We start from the raw sequence: 21,685 nt of genomic DNA on the forward strand, positions 1-21,685 counted from the left end.
GCGGGTCTCACGCTGCGGTTTTGACCGGCCGGAGCGACTGGCTCCGGGCGACAGCCTCCGGGCAACCGGCTCGGGCGACCGGCTTCGGGCCGATCGCGCCCCGGCAGGGCGCCGCGGCCGCTTTTTCATCCTTTCCGTTGGTGCAAATCGTTATGAATCCGGCAATGAACCAGCCGTTGCCCGTCACCGTGCTGTCCGGTTTCCTCGGCGCCGGCAAGACCACGCTGCTCAATCACATCCTCGCGAACCGCGCGGGGCTGAAGGTCGCCGTGATCGTCAACGATCTCGCGGCGGTCAACATCGACGCGTCGCTCGTGCGCGATGCGCAGGCGCTGTCGCACGTCGAGGAACGCCTCGTCGAGATGTCGAACGGCTGCATCTGCTGCACGCTTCGCGACGACCTGCTCGTCGAGATCCGCAATCTCGCGGCCGACGGCCGCTTCGATGCGATCCTGATCGAATCGACCGGCATCGCGGAGCCGATGCCGATCGCCGAAACCTTCACGTTCGTCGACGACGACGGCGCGTCGCTGTCGAGCGTCGCGCGCCTCGACACGCTCGTCACCGTGGTCGACGCATACAATTTCCTGCGCGACTACGGATCCGACGACGCGCTCGCGACGCGCGGCATCGCCGCATCGGACGAAGACGATCGCACGCTGGTCGAGCTGCTGATCGAGCAGATCGAATTCTGCGACGTGCTGGTGATCAACAAGGCCGACCTCGTCGCCGCGGACGAACTCGCGCGCCTGCAGCACATCCTCGCGCGGCTCAATCCGCGCGCGCACCAGGTCGTGTCGACGTTCGGCAACGTGCCGCTCGGCGAAGTGCTGAACACCGGCCGCTTCGATTTCGACGAAGCTGCGAACGCACCGGGCTGGCTCGCGTCGCTCGATCACGATCACGCGCATTGCGACGATCCCGAGTGTCACGATCCGCATCATGCGCACGTGCACGGCGAAGCCGACGAATTCGGCATCGGCAATTTCGTTTACCGTGCACGCCGGCCGTTCCATCCGGCACGACTGTGGGCGCTGCTGCATCAGGAATGGCCGGGCGTGCTGCGCAGCAAGGGCTTCTTCTGGCTCGCGACGCGCAACGACATCGCGGGTTCGCTGTCGCAGGCGGGCGGCGTATGCCGGCATGGCCCGGCGGGCCTCTGGTGGGCCGCGCAGGATCGCGCGGAATGGCCGGACGACGACGACCTGCTCGCGGAAATTCGCACGGAGTGGCAGGGTGAGCTCGACGACCGCTCGGTTGGCGATCGTCGTCAGGAGCTCGTATTGATCGGCATCGGGCTCGATGCCGCCGCATGGCGCACGAAACTCGACGCGTGCCTGCTCACCGATGCGGAGTTCGCGCTCGGTGCCGCGCAATGGACCGCGTTCGACGATCCGTTCCCTGCGTGGGATGTCGACGCACACGATGACGACGATCCCGACGCGCAGATCGTGCACGCGTAATACGCGGTAAAACGCCGTAAAACACGGTAAAAACGGCTTGCGAAAGCAACCGTTAAATCTTGCAAGAGCGGTGCGAACTGTGGCAAAAATGCCGCGCGCGCCCAACAAAAAACCCGCCGAAAGGCGGGTTTTTTTCCTGGGACAGGCGCTGAATCAACGCTTGTTGACGGCGTCCTTGAACGCCTTGCCAGCCGTGAACTTGACCGTCTTGGCTGCCGGGATCTTGATGGTTTCGCCCGTCTTCGGGTTGCGGCCCGTACGTGCTGCGCGCTTGCCCGAACCGAAGCTGCCGAAGCCGATCAGCTGAACCGCATCACCCTTCGACACGGCCTTCTTGATGACTTCGAGCAGCGTGTCCAGCGTTTCGCCGGTTTGAGCCTTGCTGGCGCCCGTTTGGGCGGCGACGGCGTCGATCAGTTCCTGTTTGTTCATTAAGGTTCCTTTTTCAGGTTAGGTTTGACACGAACAGCGCGAACGCGCCGATTATACGTGCGCGAACCGTGCCGTCGAGAGTCAGACTCCGACGACACAGCGCCGAATCCTGGCCCGCGCGACGTGCCGACCGGCTTGGCCGGCGGCCACCCCGCGGTACGGCGTTGCTATGATAGCGCAGCGCAAACCCAATAACGACAAGGGTTTCAAAGATTTTCATCGGTATTTCGCCGAATGAATCGTCGATTGCCCGTTTTTTGACCTGCGCCAACCGGGCAGGATACGCAGCCGGGTCCACCCGCGCGCAACCGCGTTGGTTTTTGCCAACGGAGCGCCGGACACCTCCGCGCAATCCCTTGCCAGGCTTGGCTGCCACGTTTTTTGTTTCGCATGCCCGACCGACTCGTTCCCGCCTCGCTCGCCTGCCGCGACGACGGCAATCTCGTCTCGCCCGAGTACGGCGAGCTCCCTCGCGACGCGTCGCGCGCACGTGCGCACGCGAACCGGATGCTCGCCGGCAACGGGCTGCCGGCCCGCTGGCAGGGCCGCCGCACGTTCACGATCGTCGAAACCGGATTCGGCGCCGGCGGCCATTTTCTCGCGACGTGGGCCGCGTGGCGCGACGATCCGGCGCGCTGCGAGCGGCTGCATTTCGTCGCGATCGAGCCGCATCCGTTCTCGCGCGACGACCTGCGCCGTGCCGTCTCGCATATCGTTGCGGACACAACCATTTCGGAACATGGCGCCGCGCTGGTCGATGCGTGGCCGATGCTCGTACCCGGCCTGCAGCGGCTCGAATTCGACGCGGGGCGCGTGGTGCTCACGCTCGCATTCGGTGCTGCGCGCGACATGCTGCAACGGCTCGTCGCACGCGCCGACGCGTTCTATCTCGGCAATGTCGTGTCGCCCACCTCCGGCGATTTGCTGTCGGCCGACGTGATGCGCACCATTGCACGCATCGCCGGCGAAGGCGCGACGTATGCGACGCATTCGCGCGACGACGCCGTGAAACAAACACTCGAGGAAACAGGTTTCACGAGCCGCGACGTCGACGATGGCGCAGGCGAACCGGCGTTGCGCGTCGGCGAATATGCGCCGCGCTGGAGAATGCGCCGGCACGAACCGCCGCGCGCGTTGCCGGTTGCGTCACGCGATGCGCTCGTGATCGGCGCGGGCCTCGCAGGTTGCGCGGTCGTCGAACGGCTCGCCGCGCGCGGCTGGAACGTCACGCTGATCGAGCGCCATGCGCGAATCGCGCAAGACGCATCGGGCAATCCGGCCGGGGTATTCCATCCGTTGATGACGCGCGACGACAACGTCGCGAGCCGCCTCACGCGCAGCGGCTTCCTGCATGCGCTCGCACGCTGGCGCGCGCTCGAACATGCCGGTCACACATTCGCGCGCAGTACGCGCGGGATGATTCATCTCGCGGAATCGGCCGACGATTTTGCGCGGATGCGCGATGCATTCGACGCGCTCGGCGCACCGTCCGATTATGTGTCGCTGCTCGACACCGATGCCGCGCGCGCGCACCTGAACCTGCCGGTCGCACACGGCGGCCTGCTGTTTCCACACGGCGGCGCCGTCTGGCCGGCCGGCGTGTGCGCCGCCCAAGTCGCGGCGGCCGGCGAGCGCGTCAAACTGCTGGCCGGGACCGAAGTCGCGCGGCTCGAGCGCGATGGCGATACGTGGCGCGCGGTCGATGCGGCAGGCGCGACGCTCGCCGCGGCGCCGGTCGTCGTGCTCGCGAACGCGGGCGACGCGGTGCGTCTCGCGGGCCTGCGGCATGTCGCGCTGCAGCCGGTGCGCGGCCAGTTGACGCTGCTGCCGCGCGGCAGCACGGCGCCGCTGCCGTGCCCGACGATCGGTGACGGTTACGCGGTGCCGCTCGATGACGGCACGCTGCTGATCGGCGCCACCTTCGAGCCCGACGAGCTCGAGCCGGCGATGCGCACCGCCGGGCATCTCGAAAACATCGAACGCGTGCGGCGTCTGCTGCCCGGCCTGATCGGCGAGTTGCCGGACGTCGATACGCTCGACGGGCGCGTCGCGTTTCGCTGGGTCGTCGCCGACCGCGTGCCGGTGATCGGCCCGCTCGCCGACGAAGCGCAGGCCGTCGCGAATGCCCGCGCGCTGAGCGGTGCGAAGGCGCGCGACCTGCCGCGCACCGCGGGCCTCTACGGCGCATTCGGGTACGGCTCGCGCGGCCTCGTATGGGCCGCGCTCGGCGCCGAGCTGATCGCGTCGCAACTCGAAGGCGAGCCGCTGCCGCTCGAGCGCGAACTCGCCGATGCCGTCGACCCGGCGCGGTTCCTGATCCGCGCACTGCGCGGCCGCCAGATCGGCTGATCCCGTCTGTTGAATCCTCACAGTCGTCCGATTTTTTCGCGCAAGGTTATCCACTCGATGCTGTGGATAACCGCGCGAAGTCCACGCGTACTTCGTGTGCAATCACAGTGGACGTAAACTGGGTAACTCGACACAGCTGTGCAGCGGCCCGAAAGTTGCTCAACTCGAACCGCTGTGAGCCAACAGACTGTGCAATGGGTTGTGGCCGCGCCAACGCATTGATCTTGTTACGTAAACCGAAGTTATCCACAGAACCGTGCGTGCCTTGTTAACTTCTACTATGTATATATACAAGTAAACCTTTGAAACCAAAGGCCTGTGGTGCCTCACAGCGCCGCGAGTCGATTCGGTCCGTTGCGGAGCGAAAAACCTGTGGCACAATCGGTTTCCTTCGCGTTCGTTCGGCCCAGCGCCGGACATGCATCAATGGAACGGTCGGCACGATTTCGAATCTGAATCTTCGAGACTGCGCAGTCCGTTCACACACCAGGCCGACAATCCAGATCGGCAGCCTGAACGACAGTCCGCCGGATGGCGGAAAAGGCGGATCCCATGTCCCGCCGTCGTCGACACAACAATCACATTCGGGGCGATACCCAGCCGGCGCGCATCTATTTTTCTGACGCTTGACCCGCGCCGCTGGCGATTGCTTCCAAAGGAGAAGTCACCACGATGAAGTCGGCGTTCTCATTCCTGCCCAACTGGCCGCTCGCGCCGGATGCCGTGTTCTGGGCCGGGCTCGCGCTGTTTGCGGCCGGCCTGTGCGGCGAGCTGTGCTATCGCGCATGGCGGCTGCCGCGCATCACCGGCTATGCGGTGATCGGCCTCATGGCTGGATCGTTCGGATTCGGCGTGATCGACGCGAGTACCGACGAAACCTCGCGCCTGTTGATCGACGTCGCGCTCGGCCTGCTGCTGTTCGAACTCGGCAGCCGTCTCGACCTGAAGTGGATTCGCCGCAATCCGTGGCTCATCGCGTCGAGCCTCGCGGAAGCCACGCTGACGTTCGTGCTCGTGCTGTTCGTGATGCTCGCGCTCGGCGTGTCGGGAATGGTCGCGCTCGTGCTGTCGGCGATCGCGATCGCGACGTCGCCGTCGATGGTGATCCAGCTCAAGACCGAGCTGCGCGCGGAAGGGCAGGTGTCGCAGCGTCTCATCACGCTCACGGCGCTGAACAGCGTGTACGCGATCGTGCTGACCAAGCTCGTCACGAGCTGGCTCCATCAGGAAGCGTACGGCAACGTTTTCGCGACGATCCTGCAGCCGATCTATCTGATCGTCGGCTCGTTCATCGTCGCGTACCTGGTCGCGCGTGCATGCAATTACCTGTTCCGCCACATGACCGCGACGATGCGCGACGAGCATTCGTTCGTCGCGCTGTTCGGGCTCGTGATGCTCGCGATCGCGGTCGCGCAGGCGCTGAAGCTGTCGACACTGCTCACGCTGCTGCTCGCCGGCATCATCGTGAAGAACCTCGAAGCGCGTCCGCAGCTTTGGCCCGAGCATTTCGGCACGGCCGGCTGGCTGCTGACGGTGACGCTGTTCGTGCTGACGCTCACGTCGTTCACGTGGGGCGACATCGCACTCGGCGGGCTGCTGGCGGTCGCGCTGATCGTCACGCGGCTTGCCGCGAAGCTGGCCGGCGTCGTCGTGTTCGCGAAGCCGAGCGGACTCGGGATGAAGCAGGGCGTCGCGCTCGGCATCGCGCTCACGCCGATGTCCGCGCTGTCGTACCTGCTCGTCGACGACACCTACCAGCTCTATCCGAATTTCGACCCGCACCTGCGCGCGATCGTGATGTGCACGATCGTGATCCTGCAGCTCGTCAGCCCGTTCGTCGTGTACCGCTGCCTGTCGGCGGTCGGCGAACGCAGTGACAGAAACTGATTCCGGAACCTGCCATGGCACTCGAAACCTTCGTCAATTCCGAACCGTTCACGTTCGGCGTCGAACTGGAGATCCAGGTCGTCAACACGCACAACTACGACCTGACCAAGGCTGCATCCGACCTGATGCGGCTGATCCAGGGCGAGACCTTCCCCGGCAACATCACGCCCGAAATCACCGAGAGCATGATCGAGCTGTCGACCGGCATCTGCCATTCGCACGAGCAGGCCGTGTCCGAACTGCATGCGATTCGCGACGTGCTCGTGAAGGCGGCCGACCAGCTCAACGTCGGGCTCTGCGGCGGCGGCACGCATGCGTTCCAGCAATGGAGCGACCGGCAGATCTACGACGCGCCGCGCTTCCAGTACATCTCCGAGCTGTACGGCTATCTCGCGAAGCAGTTCACCGTGTTCGGCCAGCACGTGCACATCGGCTGCCCCGATCCGGACAGCGCGCTGTTCCTGCTGCACTCGATGTCGCGCTTCATCCCGCACTTCATCGCGCTGTCCGCGTCGTCGCCGTTCGTGCAGAACGTCGACACCGGCTTCCATTCGGCGCGCCTGAATTCGGTGTTCGCGTTCCCGCTGTCGGGCCGCGCGCCGTTCGTGCTGACCTGGGACAGCTTCGAGGAGTACTTCACGAAGATGGTCAACACGGGCGTCGTCAACTCGATGAAGGACTTTTACTGGGACATCCGGCCGAAGCCCGGCTACGGGACGATCGAGGTGCGCGTGATGGACACGCCGCTGTCGGTCGACCGCGCGGCCGCGATCGTCTGCTACATCCAGACGCTTGCGCGCTACCTGCTGACCGACCGGCCGCTGAAGCTGTCGGAAGACGACTATCTCGTCTACACCTTCAACCGTTTCGAAGCGTGCCGCTTCGGGCTCGAGGGCACCTGCGTCAATCCTCAGACGGGTGAGCGCCGCACGATCGCGGAAGACATCCTCGACACGCTCGATCGGATCGCGCCGCATGCGGCCGCGCTCGGCTCGCGCGCGGCGCTCGACGAGATCGGCGCACTCGCGAAGGCGCGCGTAAACGACGCATCGTGGTTGAGAACCGTTTTCAAACAGGAAAAATCGCTGAATGAGACGGTTCGCCAGCAGTGCCTGCGCTGGCGCGAATGAAAATATGTTTTGCAGATTACAGGCTCGACCGCGCGGCGATTCACTGAACGCCGGTCGATGCCGATTGCTGCGCGCCACGTCGCCAGTCGTCCTGAAAATCTGTGGATAACAGCATATTCCGCTGAAAAGTCAACGCTCTGCGGGTGGGATAACCCGGTGGACTCATACCGTCGGCACACTGGCCGATCCGAACAGGAAAATGTTTTCGCGCACCGTCGCGCGGCCGTCAGCGATTGCCGGCACAACGAAAAAATCAGGTTATCCAGCGATTTTCCACAGAATGTGGGGGATAACTTAGCTGTGCGATTTTCCGCTCTCGCTTAGAATGTCGGCTTTGCGGACACCGGAACGACGTGTGTCTCACCGGTCGCCGCGAACGCGACCGCCGCGTGTGCCTCGCGACGGCCGTGTCGACGCTCTTCGATGAGCGTCTGTTTTGAGATAGACATTCGATCTCCACACTACGGCTGCTCGGCAATCCGGGCGGCGGCAAAGCGAAAAGACTATGAGCGAAGGCGTTTACGGGAATCAGGCTTCGGGACGTGTGACCCACAGCTTGCTGCGGTTGAGTACGGCCATGCGAAGCGAGGCATGGAATTGGGCGGAAGGCGCAGGCCTCACGCCGACGCAGGGCGAGATCCTCGTGCTGCTGCTGCAACGCAAGGGCCCGATGCGGCTCGGCGAGATCGCGCGCGAGACGCAGCTCACCGCTGCGACCACCAGCGACGCGGTCAGCACGCTCGAGACGAAGGGGCTCGTCGAGAAGCGCCGCGCGCTGGACGACGGCCGTGCGCTCGCCGTGCGCCTGTCGGCCCGCGGCCGTACCGCGGCGAAGAAAGCGCTGCAATGGCCGGAATTCCTGTCGAAAGCGGTCGGCAAGCTCGGCGCGGACGAGCAAGGCACGCTGTACCGCGCGCTGCTGAAGACGCTGCGCGAACTGCAGGTGGCCGGCGCGACGCCGCCGCAGCGCATGTGCCTGACCTGCACGCATTTCCAGCCGGGCAAGCATTCGAAGAAGACCGTGCATCACTGCGCGGCGCTCGACATGTCGATGAGCGACAGCGATCTGCGTCTCGACTGTTCGGTGCACGAAGAAGCCGACGCGGCGACGCAGAAGAAGACCTGGAAGGTGTTCGCCGGCTGACGTCCGTCGATCGACCGGGAGGCCGATGATGAACGCTGAAGTGGTGGCGATCCGCCACGTGCATTTCGAGGACCTCGGCAGCTTCGAGCAGGTGCTCGGGGAGCGCGGGCGGCGCGTCCGCTATGTCGACGTCGGCGCGTCGCGCGTCGAGGTGCTCGACGCGCTCCAGCCGTCGCTGCTCGTCGTGCTCGGCGGGCCGCTCAGCGTGTACGACGATGCGCAGTATCCGTCGATCGCGCCGCTCGCCGCGCTCGTGCGCCAGCGCATCGACGCAGGGCTGCCGATCCTCGGCATCTGCCTGGGCGCGCAGTTCATCGCCCGCGCGCTCGGTGCGCGCGTCTACCCGGCGGCGCAGAAGGAACTCGGCTGGACGCCGCTGACGCTCACCGACGCGGGCCGCGCGTCGCCGATGCGCCATCTCGACGGCACGGCGACGTCGATGCTCCACTGGCACGGCGATACGTTCGACCTGCCCGGCGGCGCGCTCCATCTCGCGTCGACACCGGCGTGCCGCCACCAGGCGTTCGCCTGGGGGCAGCACGTGCTGGCGCTGCAATGCCATCCTGAAATCCGCGTCGACCGCTTCGAACCCTGGCTGATCGGCAACGCGGGCGAAATCGCGTCGACGCCCGGCATCGACGCAAGCCGGTTGCGCGACGATACCGTCCAGCACGGTCCAGCACTCGAGACAGCCGCGCGACGCATGTTCGCGGAGTGGCTCGACAGCGTCGGGCTCTGATCTCGCGCGTGCGTCGCCGCCACCGCCACCGCAGATGACCGGCCTGCGGCCAATGCCGGCCGGCGCAGCGCTGCATCGCGCCGGCGTGCCATCTTGCCCCCGGCTTCCCGCCGGCCCCACCTGACCATCCGCTTACTGCCGAGCCGGCCGCCAGCAGGCTCCGCGCGTGCGTGCTACGCTCGTCCGCTCTTTCCCTTTCCTGGCGAGCGGCATCCATGACTGCGCTGTTTACTTCGTTCACGCTGCGCGGCGTGACCCTTCCGAACCGGATCGTGATCTCCCCGATGTGCCAGTACTCGGCCGAGCGCGGCGAGGCGACCGACTGGCACACGATTCACCTTGGCCATCTCGCGCTGTCCGGCGCGGGGCTGCTCTGCATCGAAGCGACCGCCGTCGAACCCGACGGGCGCATCACCGCCGGCGACCTCGGCTTGTGGGACGACGTGACCGAAGCCGCGCTCGAGCCCGTGCTGGCGTCGATCCGCAAGTACTCGCCGGTCCGCGTCGCGATGCAGCTGTCGCATGCGGGGCGCAAGGCGTCGAGCGAAGTGCCGTGGAAGGGCGGTCAGCTCGTGTCCGTCGCCGATGGCGGGTGGCTGCCGCATGGGCCGTCGGCGTTGCCGCACAAGGATGGCGAGACGCCGCCGCTCGCGCTCGACGCGGCCGGCCTGAACCGGATCCGCGAAGCGTTCGCGGCTGCCGCGAAGCGCGCGGCGCGCCTCGGCATCGACGCGATCGAAGTGCATGCGGCGCACGGCTACCTGCTGCATCAATTCCTGTCGCCGCTCGCGAACCAGCGCACCGATGAATACGGCGGCTCGCTCGAGAACCGGATGCGCTTTCCGCTCGAGATCTTCGAGATCGTGCGCGCGGCGTTTCCCGAGGATCGGCCGGTCGGCGTGCGCGTGTCGGCGACCGACTGGGTCGAGGGCGGCTGGGAGCTCGACGACACGATCGCGTTCGCGCACGAACTGAAGCAGCGCGGCTGCGACTGGATCGACGTGTCGTCCGGCGGCGTGTCGCCGCTGCAGAAGATTCCGCTGTCGCCCGGCTACCAGGTGCCGTTCGCGCAGGCGGTGAAGCGCGCGGTCGGGATGCCGACGATCGCGGTCGGCCTGATCAACGAGCCCGCGCATGCGAACCGGCTGATCGAGGCGGGCGATGCGGATTTCGTCGCGATGGCGCGTGCGATGCTGTACGACCCGCGCTGGCCGTGGCATGCGGCCGCCGAGCTCGGTGCGCAGGTGTCGGCGCCGCCGCAGTACTGGCGTTCGCAGCCGCGCGAGCACAAGGCGTTGTTCGGCGACATCGCATTCGGCCAGCGCTGAGCGCCAAGCGCGCGATATTGCGCGCGATGTTGAACGAAGCAATCGTGAACGTGTAGGATGCGGATGATTCGCCGCATCGCCCCGACGCGGCACCGCCTGGTGCCGCGTTTTCGTTTTGCGCGGCGCGGGGCCGACCGCGGCCGTCTTCCATTCAAGTCGTCTTCACAAGGATTCGTTCGATGAGTTCACGCAGGATCGCGGTGCGCCGCTCGGGAGTACACGGCAAGGGCGTATTCGCGGTGGAACCGATCAAGGCCGGCGAGCGCGTAGTGGAATACAAGGGCGAGCGGATTTCGTGGAAGGAGGCGCTGCGTCGCCATCCGCACGATCCGAACGAGCCGAACCATACGTTCTACTTCGCACTGGAAGAGGGCGGGGTGATCGACGGCAAGATCGACGGCAACAGCGCGCGCTGGATCAACCATTCGTGCGCGCCGAACTGCGAGGCCGAGGAGGTCAAGGGCCGCGTGTTCATCCACGCGCTGCGCGACATCGGGCCGGAAGAAGAGCTGTTCTACGACTACGGCCTCGTGATCGACGAGAAGCTGACGAAGAAGCTCAAGCGCGAATACGCGTGCCATTGCGGCGCGGAAGCATGCCGCGGCACGCTGCTCGCGACGCCGGACGACGAAGGCAAGAAGAAAAAGAAGAAGGACAAGAAGGACGGCAAGTCCGGGTCCAAGTCCGGGTCCGATACGAAGGACAAGAAAAAGAAGAAGTGACCGGAGCGGCCGCGCAGCGCGCGCGGCGCCTTCACCGGACGGCCGCTGCGCGGCCGTTGTTTCCCCTCTCCCTGCCGATGTGCGCGCCGGATGCGAGTCAGTGCGTCGGCGCGGCTGCCGGCGTTTCGTTCGCCGGCTTCCTGGTGCGCTCGGCGAGCGGCACGCGCACCACGAAACGCGAACCGCCTTCCGCCGCATCTTCGTACGACACCGTGCCGCCGTGCATCGCGATGATGTCGTGCACGATCGCGAGGCCGAGCCCCGCGCCCGTCTCGACGCCGTTGCCGCTTTGCGCATCGCCGCGGAAGAAGCGCTTGAACAGGTCGGCCTGCTGGTTGGCCGGCACGCCCGGGCCGTTGTCCTCGACGACGATCTCGGCGGCTGGCTGGCCGTCGTCGAGCGCGCCGCGCGCGACGTTCACCGTGATGCGTGCGCCTTCCGGTCGCGCGAGCGGCACGTACTTCAGCGCATTGTCGAGCAGGTTCGCGATCACCTCGCGCAGCAGCACGGGGTTGCCGCGCACGTTCAGCGTTTCGTCCTCGCCGGGATCGTCGCTGCGCTGGAAGCCGAGGTCGACGTGCGACGCGAGCGCGCGCGGCACCCACTCGGCGCCCGTCTCGAACGCCATCGTGGCCAGGTCGACGTCGACGAAACGCGCGGCCTGTTCGCCCGGCTCCGCGCGCGCCAGCGACAGCAGCTGGTTCGACAGCCGCACCGCGCGGTCGGCGGCCGCGCGCAGTTCGCGCACCGCGGCGTAGGTCTGCTGCGGATCGCGCGCGACGGCGGCCTGTTCGGCGTGCAGCTTCACGGCCGTGAGCGGTGTGCGCAACTGGTGCGCGGCATCGGCGATGAACTTGCGCTGCGCATCGAGCGCGGTCTTCAGGCGGCCGAGCAGCGCGTTCATCGCGCTCGTCAGCGGCCGGATTTCGAGCGGCACGTCGGTTTCGTCGACGGGCTCGAGCGACGTATGGGTCTGCCGGTTCAGCGAATCGGCGAGATGCGTGAGCGGGCCGAGCTGCTGGTTCACGACGCGCCACACGATGCCCCAGCCGGCGAGCAGCAACAGCAACAGCGGCATCATGATCGCGACGAGGAATTCGGCCGCGATCCGGTAGCGGTGCCGCACCGGTTGCGCGACCTCGACCACCATCGGCCGGCCGCCCTCGACCTCCTCGACCCGCACCTGCGCGACGCGCACCGCGCGGTTGTCGTACTCGGCCTCGAACACGTACGCGCGATGCATGCGGCGCACGTTGATGCCCCGCAGCGGCAGCTTCGGATCGCCGGCGAGTTCCTGTTCGCCGTCGCTGATCCGGTAGATCAGCGCCTCGGCCGGATCGGAGAACATCGCCTGCGCGAGTGGCGGCACCGTGAACGGCGCATCGGGGCCGGCGATCTGGATCTGTTTGGAGATGGCGGTCGCGAGATCGGCAAGCGAGCGGTCGATCACGTGCTGCGTGTATTGCCACGCGAGCCAGTAGGCGATCAGGCCGCTCATCAGCGCGAGCATCGACAGCGGGGCGGCGAGGCGCCTGAGCAGCGAGCGGCGCAGGCTGGTGGTCACAGCCGGGTCAGGAGACATTTCGACGGGCAAATGGATAAGCGCCGCTCACGGGGAGCGGCGCGGTCGTGCGTCGGACGGCGACGCGGGCAGGGCAGCTCGCCGACGGCACGCGGCCGGCCGGCGTGCGGCGCCGCTCAGACGCTCGCGGTCTGGCGGATTTCCTGCAGCAGGTAGCCGAAGCCACGCACCGTGACGATTTCGACACGGCACTGCTCGAGCTTCTTGCGCACGCGGTGCACATAGACTTCGATCGCGGTGTCGCCGAGATCGCCGCCGAAGTGCGTGAGGTGATCCTGCAGCTGGGCCTTGCTGACGACGCGGCCGTGGCGCAGCAGCAGCATTTCGAGCACCGCGAACTCGCGCGGCGACAGTTCGAGCGGCTTGTCGTCGTTGAAGATGCGACGATCGACACCGGACAGGCGCACGCCGCCGAGCGACACTTCCGGACGCGGCATGTCGCTGTGCGGGCCGCTGCGGCGCATCACAGCGCGGATGCGCGCTTCGAGCTCGGCCGGCTCGAACGGCTTCAGCATGTAGTCGTCGGCGCCGGAGTTCAGGCCCTGAATCCGATCGTTCAGTTCGTCGCGTGCGGTCAGCACGATGACGGGCGTGTGGCGGTTGGTCTGGCGGAAGCGCGTGAGCAGCGTCATTCCGTCGATGCCCGGCAGGCCGAGGTCGAGGATCACGAGTTCGTGGCGGTTTTGTGCCAGCGCCTGTTCGGCAAAGATGCCGTCATGCACCATGTCGACGGTGAAGCCAGCCTGCTCGAGGCTGCTCTGGATACCGCGTGCGATGGGGCGGTCGTCTTCGATCAGAAGGAGTCGCATGAAGTTCGCTCAAGTACAATGGGTTGGCGGTTCAGGCACGCGGACAGCACGACGCCGTTTCCACAGGGGCGCCGCATCGCCTGACATCAAGCATGGCGGCCAGCGAACGATTAAATCCAATCATGTCCGATATTTCGATCCACGACCTCGAAGCCGCGATCAATTTCTGGCGCGCCCGCTCGCCATCGAGCGGCGACGAACTCAAACTCTGCGAAGAGGCCAGCGCGCTCTCCAAGCCGTATGCGCTGCTGATTGTACAGCGCGCGAGCGCGCTACAACTGGAAGGTTTGGACCCCAAGGCGCGGAAAGCGTACGAGACTTACACACGCCTTAAGGATGGCTTGGAAAGCTGAAGGCTTTCGCTGAGTACATCCTAGGAAACGTTCAGCGAAATGAAAAGTTGACGCGCCGCGCGCCGAAAGACGCGCGGCGGTAGAGGAAGGCGTCAGGCGGCCGGCTGCGTGTGTGCGCACGCGTGGTCGATGAATTGCGCGAGTTCGATGTCGCGCTCGGTCAGGCCATCGGCATCGTGGGTCGACAGCGTCACGTCGACGCGGTTGTACACGTTGAACCATTCCGGATGGTGGTTCATTTCCTGCGCCTTGATCGCGACGCGCGTCATGAAGCCGAAGGCTTCGTTGAAATCGGCGAAGCGCAGGCTGCGCTGGATGGCGTCGCGTCCCGGCACGGCCGTCCAGTGGGGCAGGCCTTCGAGCCGGGTCTTGCGTTCTTCTGATGTGAGCTTGTGGATCATGTTGCACCTCGTTCGGTAACGGTGCCCGTGCGCGGCAGAAGCCGCGCGGCAAAGCCGGTACCGGTCATTGTTTCATGGTTGGGCGACGGGCGTACGGCGACGGGTATCGGGAGGCCGCCGCCGATAATCTCGTGTGGTCCCATCGGCCCCATCGCGCTATGCGTCCGCGTCGTCCGGCCAGCCTTCGCCCGTGCCGCGGTGCAGCACGAGATCGCTGTCGAGCACCGCGCCGGCCGGGAATTCGGGCAGCGCGGCCAGCCGGTCGGCCTGCGCACGGCCGTCGACGTCGGCGAGCGCGAACAACTGCGCGAAGTCGTCGATCACGAAGTAGGTCTTCTGGAACGTGTCGATCCGGTACTGCGTGCGCATCACGCGCTCGAGATCGAAGCCGAGCCGGTTCGGCGCCGCGCTTTCGAGGCTGTACAGGCTCTCGCCCTTGCTGGATACGATCCCCGCGCCGTAGATCGACAGCCCGTTCGTGCCGTTCGGGTCGCGAATCAACCCGAATTCCACCGTGTACCAGTACAGGCGCGCGAGCCGCGCGAGCGCCGCTTCGTCGCCGGCGACCGCGAGCGCGGTGCGGCCGTACGCCTGCATGTAGTCGGCGAACACCGGCTCGATCAGCAGCGGCACGTGGCCGAACAGGTCGTGAAAGCAGTCCGGTTCCTGCAGGTAATCGAGCTGGTCCGGGCGGCGCATCCACCAGGTGACCGGAAAACGCCGGTTCGCGAGGTGCTCGAAGAACACGCGATCGGGCACGAGGCCCGGCACCGCGACGATCTCCCAGCCGGTCGCCGGCTTCAGCTGATGGTTCACGTCGGCGAACGACGGCACGCGGTCCGCCGGCAGGTCGATCTTCCCGAGCCCCGCGACGAACGCATCGCACGCGCGTCCGCGCAGCAGCGCCGACTGGCGCGCATAGAGCTGCTGCCACACCGCGTGGTCGACCTGGCCGTAGCGTTCGAGCGGCTGGTCGATGGTGAAATCGGCGCGGGTTTCGAGGCCCGCATCGAACTGCTCCTGCAGTTTCGCGGTGACGACGGTGGACATGGTGAGGCGCTGCACGCTGGAGTTGGGAACCATGCAAGTGTAGAGCGGGCTCCGCGCGGAATGGGCGCAAAAATGGCGTTGATTCGCCAGCCAATGCGATAATCGCGCATCAAAACAGGAATCAATGCGGAGAATGCTCATGCTGGAACTGGATCACTTCGATCTCGCCCTTCTCGACGTGCTGCAGCGCTTCGGCCGCGCGACGCACCAGCAGCTCGGCGAGGAAGTGCCGCTGTCGCCGTCGCAGATCGGCCGGCGGTTGCAGCGGCTCGAGGCCGCCGGCGTGATCGAAGGCTATCGCGTGATGTTGCGCCCCGAAAAGCTCGGGTTGGGCGTCACCGCGTTCACGAGCCTGAAGCTCAAGCATCACGGCGATTCGATCATCGAGCAGTTCCAGCAGCAGATCGACGTGCTGCCGGAGGTGCTCGAATGCCACGCGGTGGTCGGCGATGCCGACTACCTGCTGCGGATCGTCGCGCCGGACCTGAACGCGCTGTCGCAGTTCGTGATGAAGAAGCTGATGCGCGTGCCGGGTGTCGACAGCGTGCGCTCGAACATCGTGCTGACGACCTTCAAGCGCAACGGTGCGCTGCCGCTCGCGCATCTGGCGCCCGGCGCCGCATGATGAGGCGGCCGGGCCGGCGGCGGGGCGCGAAGTGCCGCCGCAGATAGCGCCCGATCAGGCTGCTCCGCCGCTCAGGCCGCCTCGGATGGCGCGTCGGCGTTCAGCAGGTCGACGTACGCGACCGCGACGAGATCCTCCTGCGCGACGCCGAGCTTCGTGAACACGTCATGGGCTTCGGCTTCACCGCCGGCTTCGTCGTCGTCGGGGCCGAGCACCACTTCCAGTTCGATGAAGTCGCCGAGGCCGTCTACACGGTCCAGATGGATGCGCGTGCGGCCGACCAGATACACGTGGCGTTCCTTCGTCACGATCCCGCGCGTGGTCAGCGCGGTCGCGAGCAGCGAGTGCATCGCGTCCGCGTTCGTGACCGGGCTGCGCGTGTAGTACGACGCCTTCGGGCCGTCGCGATCGTCGCGCAGGTAGAAGATCAGTTCGGCCGGCGTGCCGTCCTCGAAGCGGCGCAGCTTGAGGCGGCCGCGCGGCACGTCGTAGAAGAAATCCTGCTGGCGGTAGAACAGCGGCGCTTCGGTCGCGAGCCCGGCCGCCTGTTCGCGCAGTCGGTCGAACTCACGGGCGCGGGCTTTGATCTCGATGTTGCGGGCCATGCGGGTCTCCTTCGATCAGGGGTCTCGCGGTTTGCGAACGCACAATCTAGCAAAAAGCTTGCGATGGTGGCGTGACGAGCGGCCGGTACGCGTCGATACGACGCCGGGCGGGCGGTGCGGGCGCGCGCGGTTTCTCATCGTGAGGCGGGGGAGTTGTCGTCAATCGGCAAGATGCGCAGGATCCGCGCGCCGCGTCAGTGGCCGAAGTCCCGTGCACGACGCGTCGCAGCGACATCAGCGTTGCTCATATCGCCCATTGGGTCTCGATCAGCCGCAGCGCGGCCGCGATTGCCGGTTCGTCGCGGCGCTCGGCGAGCGCGACGAAGGTGAGCTCGGTCGGCACCGTCACGCGTTCGACGATCGTCAGCGCATGCGCGTGCGCCTCGGCCAGCGCGGTCGAGTCGCGTGCGAGCGTCAACCCGATTCCCGATTTGACGAGATCCAGCATCGACTGCTCCTGGTCGACCTCCGCGACCTTCACCGGCTGAGCGCCGGCGGCCGCGAACAGCCGCGACAGCAGCCGGTGATGGGCGGACGCCGGCGGCGTCCAGATCCACGGCAGCGCGGCGAGGGCGCGCCAGTCGTGCGCGCGCTGCACGCGCTCCTTCCAGCCGGCCGGCGCGAGCACGCGGTACTGAAACCGCGTGAGCGTGACGGTGTGGAACAGCGCGTCGTCGCGCGGCTCGTCCTCGCCGGGCTGGCCGATGTAGTAGCCGACGTCGAGCGCCTGCGCGCGCACCTGTTCGAGCACCCAGCCCGACATCCCGTGCCGCAGCGCCGTCTCGATCTGCGGATGGGTTTCGACCAGTGCGCGCAGGAAGCCGCCGAGCCGCAGGAAACCGGGATCGAGGATCGTGCCGATCCGTAGCCGGCCGCGCACCTCGTGCCGCAGCGCAGCAGCGGCGCGCTGCACGTCCGCGGCCGCGGCGAGCGCGCGCTCCGCGTGCGGCAGCAGCGTCTGACCGTCGCGCGTGAGCGCGAGCCCGCGCGACGTGCGCGTGAACAGCACGACGCCGAGCGTTTCCTGCAGATGCTTGATCTGCAGGCTGACGGCCGGCTGCGTCAGGTGCAGGTGCGCGGCGGCGCGTGTCAGGTTGCCTTCGCGGGCGACCGTCGCGAACGCGCGGAGCAGGGTGAGGTCCATCGTCGTGATATGAGCGCGGCTTATAACGCAGTTCAGCATAACTCATTGGATGGGCGGCCGGCGCGCGGAGTACGCTTCACCGGTCGCGTCGTCCGCGGCGCACTATGCTGGAAACGACGCACGGGGCACCACCGCGCGGCGCACAACAAACAAGGAGACACGTCGTGACGACTCAACGCACGCTCGAGGGCGAATTCGATTACGTGATCGTCGGCGCGGGCACCGCGGGCTGCGTGCTCGCAAACCGCCTGACCGAGGATCCCGAGATCCGCGTGCTGCTGCTCGAAGCGGGCGGCAAGGACGACTATCACTGGATCCACATCCCGGTCGGCTATCTGTATTGCATCGGCAATCCGCGCACCGACTGGCTGTACAAGACGCAGCCCGAGGCGGCGCTGAACGGCCGCGCGCTGGCGTATCCGCGCGGCCGCGTGCTCGGCGGCTGCTCGTCGATCAACGGGATGATCTACATGCGCGGCCAGCGCGAGGATTACGACAGCTGGGCGCAGGAAACCGGCGACGCCGGCTGGTCGTGGGACAGTGTGCTGCCGATCTTCAAGCGCAGCGAAGACCACCACGCAGGCGCGAGCGACGCGCACGGCGCGGGCGGCTACTGGCGGGTCGAGAAGCAGCGGCTGCGCTGGGAAATCCTCGAATCGTTCGCGCAGGCCGCGCAGCAGACGGGCATTCCGGCCACCGACGATTTCAACCGCGGAGACAATTCCGGCGTCGGTTATTTCGAGGTCAACCAGAAGCGAGGCGTGCGCTGGAATACGTCGAAGGCGTTCCTGCGACCCGCGATGACGCGCCCGAACCTGACCGTGATCACCGGCGCGCATGCCCAGCGCGTGATCTTCGAAGGGCGGCGCGCGGTCGGCGTCGAGTATCGCGGCGGCGGCGCCGAGTACGTCGCGCGCGCGAGCGCCGAAGTGCTGCTGACGTCCGGCGCGGTGAATTCGCCGCAGCTGCTCGAGTTGTCGGGCATCGGTGCGGGCGCACGGCTGCAGGCGCTCGGCATCGACGTGGTGCAGGATCTGCCGGGTGTCGGCGAGAACCTGCAGGATCACCTGCAACTGCGGATGGCGTTTCGCGTCGACGGCGTGCGCACGCTCAATACGTTATCTGCACACTGGTGGGGCAAGCTGATGATCGGCGCCGAATATGCGCTGCTGCAGCGCGGGCCGATGTCGATGGCGCCGTCGCAGCTCGGCGCGTTCGCGAAGTCCGATCCGGACGATCCGGCGCTTACGCGCCCCGATCTCGAATACCACGTGCAGCCGCTGTCGCTCGAGCGCTTCGGCGAGCCGCTGCACGGTTTCAATGCGTTCACCGCGTCCGTCTGTCACCTGCGGCCGAGTTCGCGCGGCAGCGTGCATATCGCGAGCCCCGATGCGGGCGTGGCACCGTCGATCGCACCGAACTACCTGTCGACCGATCACGATCGTCACGTCGCCGCGAACGCGCTGCGCCTCACGCGCCGGATCGCATCCGCGCCGGCGCTCGCGCGCTACCGTCCCGACGAGATCCTGCCGGGCACGCAGTATCGGACCGAAGCCGAATTGATCGAAGCGGCGGGCGCGGTCGGCACCACGATCTTCCATCCGGTCGGGACGTGCCGGATGGGGCGTGCGGACGACGAACGTGCGGTCGTGGACAGCCGGCTGCGCGTGCGCGGTGTCGCCGGTCTGCGCGTCGTCGATGCATCGGTGATGCCGTTCATCACGTCGGGCAACACGAATTCGCCGACGCTGATGATCGCCGAGCGCGCAAGCGACATGATCCGTGCCGATCGGCGCGCGGCACGCGATGCGATGCAGGTGCGAACGGAAGCGGCGATGACGGCGGCGTGACACGGGGCTGACACGCGCGACAGCGGGCCGTCGTTCGCGCGCCCGCTGATTCGCTATGCGAAACAAGCGATGCAAGCGGCGCAAGCGACGCGCGTGGATCGCACCGCAACGGATGAGCGAATCGCGCGTGCAGCGTGCCATCAACCGCGTATTTCACGGCGGCTTTATTGTTCCACGATGACATGACGTGCAGCGTCATCTGTGTGCGTTCGTGCGGGCACGCCGCGTGCGCATGCGCGGCTCGTCATGATGCACGTGTCAAAAAAAACACGTCGCGAATCCGCGCTCAGCCGCGTCCGATATGGCGGCCAGCCCTATAAGTGCAAATCCCGATGATTGCACTGCACCAACGGGGCGACAATGTTGCGCAGTGTGCATACGCGTCGGCGCGGGAGACCACCCTCGATGCGTAATACGGCGTCCGGGGACAGCCCGCTCATCCGCTGAACTGCTCGCGGTCGCTGGCGCGAATCTTCCCGGTGCTTCGCCTGACTTCGTACGGAAGGGAACATGATTCTCGGCGACACGATTCTCGAAACACGCGGACTGACGAAGGAATTCAGGGGCTTCACCGCCGTGAACGGTGTCAACCTGCGTGTGCGCCGCGGTGCGATCCACGCGTTGATCGGACCGAACGGCGCGGGCAAGACCACCTGCTTCAACCTGCTGACCAAGTTCCTGACACCGACGGCCGGCCAGATCGTCTTCAACGGCATCGACATCACCGACGAGCGGCCCGCGCAGGTCGCGCGCCGCGGCATCATCCGTTCATTCCAGATCTCGGCGGTATTCCCGCACCTGACCGCGTTGCAGAACGTGCGCATCGGCCTGCAGCGCTCGCTCGGCACCGAATTCCATTTCTGGCGCAGCGAGCGCACGCTGCGGCGCCTCGACGATCGCGCGATGGACCTGCTCACGCAGGTCGGCCTCACCGATTTCGCGCACGTGCCGACGGTCGAGCTCGCATATGGCCGCAAGCGCGCGCTCGAGATCGCGACGACGCTCGCGATGGAACCCGAGCTGATGCTGCTCGACGAGCCCACGCAAGGGATGGGCCACGAGGACGTCGATCGCGTGACCGCGCTGATCAAGAAGGTCGCGAGCGGCCGCACGATCCTGATGGTCGAGCACAACATGAACGTGATCGCCGGTATCTCCGACACGATCACCGTCCTGCAGCGCGGCGAGGTGCTGGCCGAAGGCTCGTATGCGGAAGTGTCGAAGAATCCTTTGGTGATCGAGGCCTACATGGGCAGCGCCGATGCGGCGCTCACGGGGGCGCACGCATGAAGCGCAGCGAACGGGAGGAACGCGAATTGAGCGGCGTCGAAAGCGGCACGCCCGCGCTGGAGATCACGGGCCTGGAGGCCTGGTACGGGGAATCCCACATCTTGCACGGTGTCGACCTGAGCGTGCATCGCGGCGAGGTGGTCACGCTGCTCGGCCGCAATGGCGCGGGCCGCACCACGACGCTGCGCGCGATCATGGGCCTGACCGGCCGCCGCAGCGGCTCGATCAAGGTCGCGGGCAACGAGACGATCGGCCTCGCGACGCACCGCATCGCGCATTTCGGGGTCGGCTATTGCCCGGAGGAACGCGGCATCTTCTCGAGCCTGTCGTGCGAGGAGAACCTGATGCTGCCGCCGCCGATCGGGCCGCGCGAGCACGCGATGTCGCTCGACGAGATCTATTCGATGTTCCCGAACCTCGCATCGCGCCGGCAGAGCCAGGGCACGCGGCTGTCCGGCGGCGAACAGCAGATGCTCGCGGTCGCGCGGATCCTGCGCACCGGCGCGAACCTGCTGCTGCTCGACGAAATTTCCGAAGGCCTCGCACCGGTGATCGTGCAGGCGCTCGCGCGGATGATCGTCGCGCTGAAGGCGCGCGGCTATACGGTGGTGATGGTCGAACAGAATTTCCGCTTCGCCGCGCCGCTCGCCGACCGCTTCTACGTGATGGAGCATGGCCGCATCGTCGAGCATTTCCGTGCATCCGAACTGGAAGGCAAGATGCCGATCCTTCACGACCTGCTCGGGGTATGACGACGCCCCGTTGCCCTTGCCGCTGGCCGT

At 66.6% G+C, this 21,685-nt stretch carries 19 protein-coding genes and 1 pseudogene; 13 read left to right on the forward strand and 7 right to left on the reverse strand.

All coding sequences use genetic code 11. From position 1 onward, the window contains the following. The first annotated feature begins 152 nt into the window (after positions 1–152). Positions 153–1,463, forward strand: a complete 1,311-nt coding sequence (locus tag C7H84_RS18525) for a GTP-binding protein (RefSeq protein ID WP_121860148.1) — start codon at positions 153–155, stop codon at positions 1,461–1,463. A 153-nt stretch (positions 1,464–1,616) separates the two neighbouring features. Here the strand turns inward: C7H84_RS18525 and C7H84_RS18530 are convergent, their stop codons facing one another. Then, entirely contained in the window at positions 1,617–1,895 is a 279-nt protein-coding gene (locus C7H84_RS18530; protein WP_006401505.1) for an HU family DNA-binding protein, read from the reverse strand. Positions 1,896–2,285: 390 nt separating this feature from the next. Here C7H84_RS18530 and mnmC point away from each other — a divergent pair, with 390 nt between their 5' ends. The 7 genes from mnmC (at position 2,286) to C7H84_RS18580 (ending at position 11,194) form a co-directional block, all read left to right on the forward strand. Next, positions 2,286–4,244: a bifunctional tRNA (5-methylaminomethyl-2-thiouridine)(34)-methyltransferase MnmD/FAD-dependent 5-carboxymethylaminomethyl-2-thiouridine(34) oxidoreductase MnmC gene (gene mnmC, locus C7H84_RS18535; RefSeq protein ID WP_121860149.1), complete on the forward strand. Its 1,959-nt coding sequence runs from the start codon at positions 2,286–2,288 to the stop codon at positions 4,242–4,244. A gap of 672 nt (positions 4,245–4,916) precedes the next feature. Next, positions 4,917–6,131 carry a cation:proton antiporter gene (locus C7H84_RS18550; RefSeq protein ID WP_121860151.1) on the forward strand — a complete coding sequence of 405 codons (1,215 nt, stop codon included), beginning with the start codon at positions 4,917–4,919 and terminating at the stop codon, positions 6,129–6,131. Positions 6,132–6,145: 14 nt separating this feature from the next. Further along, positions 6,146–7,261, forward strand: coding sequence for a YbdK family carboxylate-amine ligase (locus C7H84_RS18555; RefSeq protein ID WP_121860152.1), 1,116 nt, complete (start codon positions 6,146–6,148; stop codon positions 7,259–7,261). Between the two features lie 505 nt (positions 7,262–7,766). Further along, on the forward strand, positions 7,767–8,405 hold the full coding sequence (locus tag C7H84_RS18565; RefSeq protein WP_121860153.1) for a MarR family winged helix-turn-helix transcriptional regulator: 639 nt from the start codon (positions 7,767–7,769) through the stop codon (positions 8,403–8,405). Positions 8,406–8,433: 28 nt separating this feature from the next. Next, positions 8,434–9,144 (forward strand): glutamine amidotransferase, encoded by a 711-nt coding sequence (locus tag C7H84_RS18570; protein ID WP_121860365.1) that lies wholly within the window; start codon positions 8,434–8,436, stop codon positions 9,142–9,144. A 215-nt stretch (positions 9,145–9,359) separates the two neighbouring features. After that, complete coding sequence (locus tag C7H84_RS18575; protein WP_121860154.1) at positions 9,360–10,472, forward strand: NADH:flavin oxidoreductase/NADH oxidase; 1,113 nt, start codon at positions 9,360–9,362, stop codon at positions 10,470–10,472. A gap of 179 nt (positions 10,473–10,651) precedes the next feature. Next, on the forward strand, positions 10,652–11,194 hold the full coding sequence (locus tag C7H84_RS18580; RefSeq protein WP_121860155.1) for an SET domain-containing protein-lysine N-methyltransferase: 543 nt from the start codon (positions 10,652–10,654) through the stop codon (positions 11,192–11,194). A gap of 97 nt (positions 11,195–11,291) precedes the next feature. On the opposite strand, the gene C7H84_RS18585 is transcribed toward C7H84_RS18580, so the two are convergent. Both C7H84_RS18585 and C7H84_RS18590 read right to left on the reverse strand, forming a co-directional pair. Beyond that, a complete protein-coding gene (locus C7H84_RS18585; protein ID WP_121860156.1) occupies positions 11,292–12,776 on the reverse strand; it encodes a sensor histidine kinase in 1,485 nt (494 codons plus the stop codon). 116 nt (positions 12,777–12,892) lie between these two features. Continuing rightward, positions 12,893–13,585, reverse strand: a complete 693-nt coding sequence (locus C7H84_RS18590) for a response regulator transcription factor (RefSeq protein WP_006401494.1) — start codon at positions 13,583–13,585, stop codon at positions 12,893–12,895. Between the two features lie 122 nt (positions 13,586–13,707). On the opposite strand from C7H84_RS18590, the gene C7H84_RS18595 reads away from it, so the two are divergent. Next, positions 13,708–13,938, forward strand: a complete 231-nt coding sequence (locus C7H84_RS18595) for a DUF3717 domain-containing protein (protein WP_121860157.1) — start codon at positions 13,708–13,710, stop codon at positions 13,936–13,938. 92 nt (positions 13,939–14,030) lie between these two features. Here C7H84_RS18595 and C7H84_RS18600 read toward each other — a convergent pair. After that, positions 14,031–14,348: pseudogene (locus C7H84_RS18600) on the reverse strand (4a-hydroxytetrahydrobiopterin dehydratase); the annotation flags it as partial. 147 nt (positions 14,349–14,495) lie between these two features. Then, complete coding sequence (gene phhA, locus C7H84_RS18605) at positions 14,496–15,422, reverse strand: phenylalanine 4-monooxygenase (protein ID WP_205611439.1); 927 nt, start codon at positions 15,420–15,422, stop codon at positions 14,496–14,498. Between the two features lie 106 nt (positions 15,423–15,528). On the opposite strand from phhA, the gene C7H84_RS18610 reads away from it, so the two are divergent. Then, a complete protein-coding gene (locus C7H84_RS18610) occupies positions 15,529–16,014 on the forward strand; it encodes an Lrp/AsnC family transcriptional regulator (RefSeq protein WP_006408082.1) in 486 nt (161 codons plus the stop codon). A gap of 71 nt (positions 16,015–16,085) precedes the next feature. On the opposite strand, the gene C7H84_RS18615 is transcribed toward C7H84_RS18610, so the two are convergent. Further along, the gene (locus C7H84_RS18615) at positions 16,086–16,619 is read right to left on the reverse strand and encodes a class IV adenylate cyclase (protein ID WP_121860160.1); all 534 of its coding nucleotides are present in this window, start codon (positions 16,617–16,619) and stop codon (positions 16,086–16,088) included. A 244-nt stretch (positions 16,620–16,863) separates the two neighbouring features. Continuing rightward, positions 16,864–17,763: a LysR family transcriptional regulator gene (locus C7H84_RS18620; RefSeq protein ID WP_121860161.1), complete on the reverse strand. Its 900-nt coding sequence runs from the start codon at positions 17,761–17,763 to the stop codon at positions 16,864–16,866. Between the two features lie 164 nt (positions 17,764–17,927). On the opposite strand from C7H84_RS18620, the gene C7H84_RS18625 reads away from it, so the two are divergent. From C7H84_RS18625 to C7H84_RS18635, 3 genes are all read left to right on the forward strand, one after another. Further along, positions 17,928–19,613: a GMC family oxidoreductase N-terminal domain-containing protein gene (locus C7H84_RS18625; protein WP_121860162.1), complete on the forward strand. Its 1,686-nt coding sequence runs from the start codon at positions 17,928–17,930 to the stop codon at positions 19,611–19,613. Between the two features lie 510 nt (positions 19,614–20,123). Then, complete coding sequence (locus tag C7H84_RS18630) at positions 20,124–20,903, forward strand: ABC transporter ATP-binding protein (protein WP_121860163.1); 780 nt, start codon at positions 20,124–20,126, stop codon at positions 20,901–20,903. After that, a complete protein-coding gene (locus C7H84_RS18635; RefSeq protein ID WP_121860164.1) occupies positions 20,900–21,655 on the forward strand; it encodes an ABC transporter ATP-binding protein in 756 nt (251 codons plus the stop codon). Before C7H84_RS18630 ends, C7H84_RS18635 begins: the two co-directional genes overlap by 4 nt. The last annotated feature ends 30 nt before the right edge of the window (positions 21,656–21,685 follow it).

Origin of the sequence: Burkholderia sp. Nafp2/4-1b (assembly GCF_003635165.1) — a bacterium.
GTDB lineage: Bacteria > Pseudomonadota > Gammaproteobacteria > Burkholderiales > Burkholderiaceae > Burkholderia.

Excerpts from the sequence above, each read along its gene's own strand:
- C7H84_RS18525 (WP_121860148.1), top strand. The coding sequence starts at position 153 with ATGAATCCGGCAATGAACCAGCCGTTGCCCGTCACCGTGCTGTCCGGT.
- C7H84_RS18530 (WP_006401505.1), bottom strand. The coding sequence starts at position 1,895 with ATGAACAAACAGGAACTGATCGACGCCGTCGCCGCCCAAACGGGCGCC.
- mnmC (WP_121860149.1), top strand. The coding sequence starts at position 2,286 with ATGCCCGACCGACTCGTTCCCGCCTCGCTCGCCTGCCGCGACGACGGC.
- C7H84_RS18550 (WP_121860151.1), top strand. The coding sequence starts at position 4,917 with ATGAAGTCGGCGTTCTCATTCCTGCCCAACTGGCCGCTCGCGCCGGAT.
- C7H84_RS18555 (WP_121860152.1), top strand. The coding sequence starts at position 6,146 with ATGGCACTCGAAACCTTCGTCAATTCCGAACCGTTCACGTTCGGCGTC.
- C7H84_RS18565 (WP_121860153.1), top strand. The coding sequence starts at position 7,767 with ATGAGCGAAGGCGTTTACGGGAATCAGGCTTCGGGACGTGTGACCCAC.
- C7H84_RS18570 (WP_121860365.1), top strand. The coding sequence starts at position 8,434 with ATGAACGCTGAAGTGGTGGCGATCCGCCACGTGCATTTCGAGGACCTC.
- C7H84_RS18575 (WP_121860154.1), top strand. The coding sequence starts at position 9,360 with ATGACTGCGCTGTTTACTTCGTTCACGCTGCGCGGCGTGACCCTTCCG.
- C7H84_RS18580 (WP_121860155.1), top strand. The coding sequence starts at position 10,652 with ATGAGTTCACGCAGGATCGCGGTGCGCCGCTCGGGAGTACACGGCAAG.
- C7H84_RS18585 (WP_121860156.1), bottom strand. The coding sequence starts at position 12,776 with ATGTCTCCTGACCCGGCTGTGACCACCAGCCTGCGCCGCTCGCTGCTC.
- C7H84_RS18590 (WP_006401494.1), bottom strand. The coding sequence starts at position 13,585 with ATGCGACTCCTTCTGATCGAAGACGACCGCCCCATCGCACGCGGTATC.
- C7H84_RS18595 (WP_121860157.1), top strand. The coding sequence starts at position 13,708 with ATGTCCGATATTTCGATCCACGACCTCGAAGCCGCGATCAATTTCTGG.
- phhA (WP_205611439.1), bottom strand. The coding sequence starts at position 15,422 with ATGGTTCCCAACTCCAGCGTGCAGCGCCTCACCATGTCCACCGTCGTC.
- C7H84_RS18610 (WP_006408082.1), top strand. The coding sequence starts at position 15,529 with ATGCTGGAACTGGATCACTTCGATCTCGCCCTTCTCGACGTGCTGCAG.
- C7H84_RS18615 (WP_121860160.1), bottom strand. The coding sequence starts at position 16,619 with ATGGCCCGCAACATCGAGATCAAAGCCCGCGCCCGTGAGTTCGACCGA.
- C7H84_RS18620 (WP_121860161.1), bottom strand. The coding sequence starts at position 17,763 with ATGGACCTCACCCTGCTCCGCGCGTTCGCGACGGTCGCCCGCGAAGGC.
- C7H84_RS18630 (WP_121860163.1), top strand. The coding sequence starts at position 20,124 with ATGATTCTCGGCGACACGATTCTCGAAACACGCGGACTGACGAAGGAA.
- C7H84_RS18635 (WP_121860164.1), top strand. The coding sequence starts at position 20,900 with ATGAAGCGCAGCGAACGGGAGGAACGCGAATTGAGCGGCGTCGAAAGC.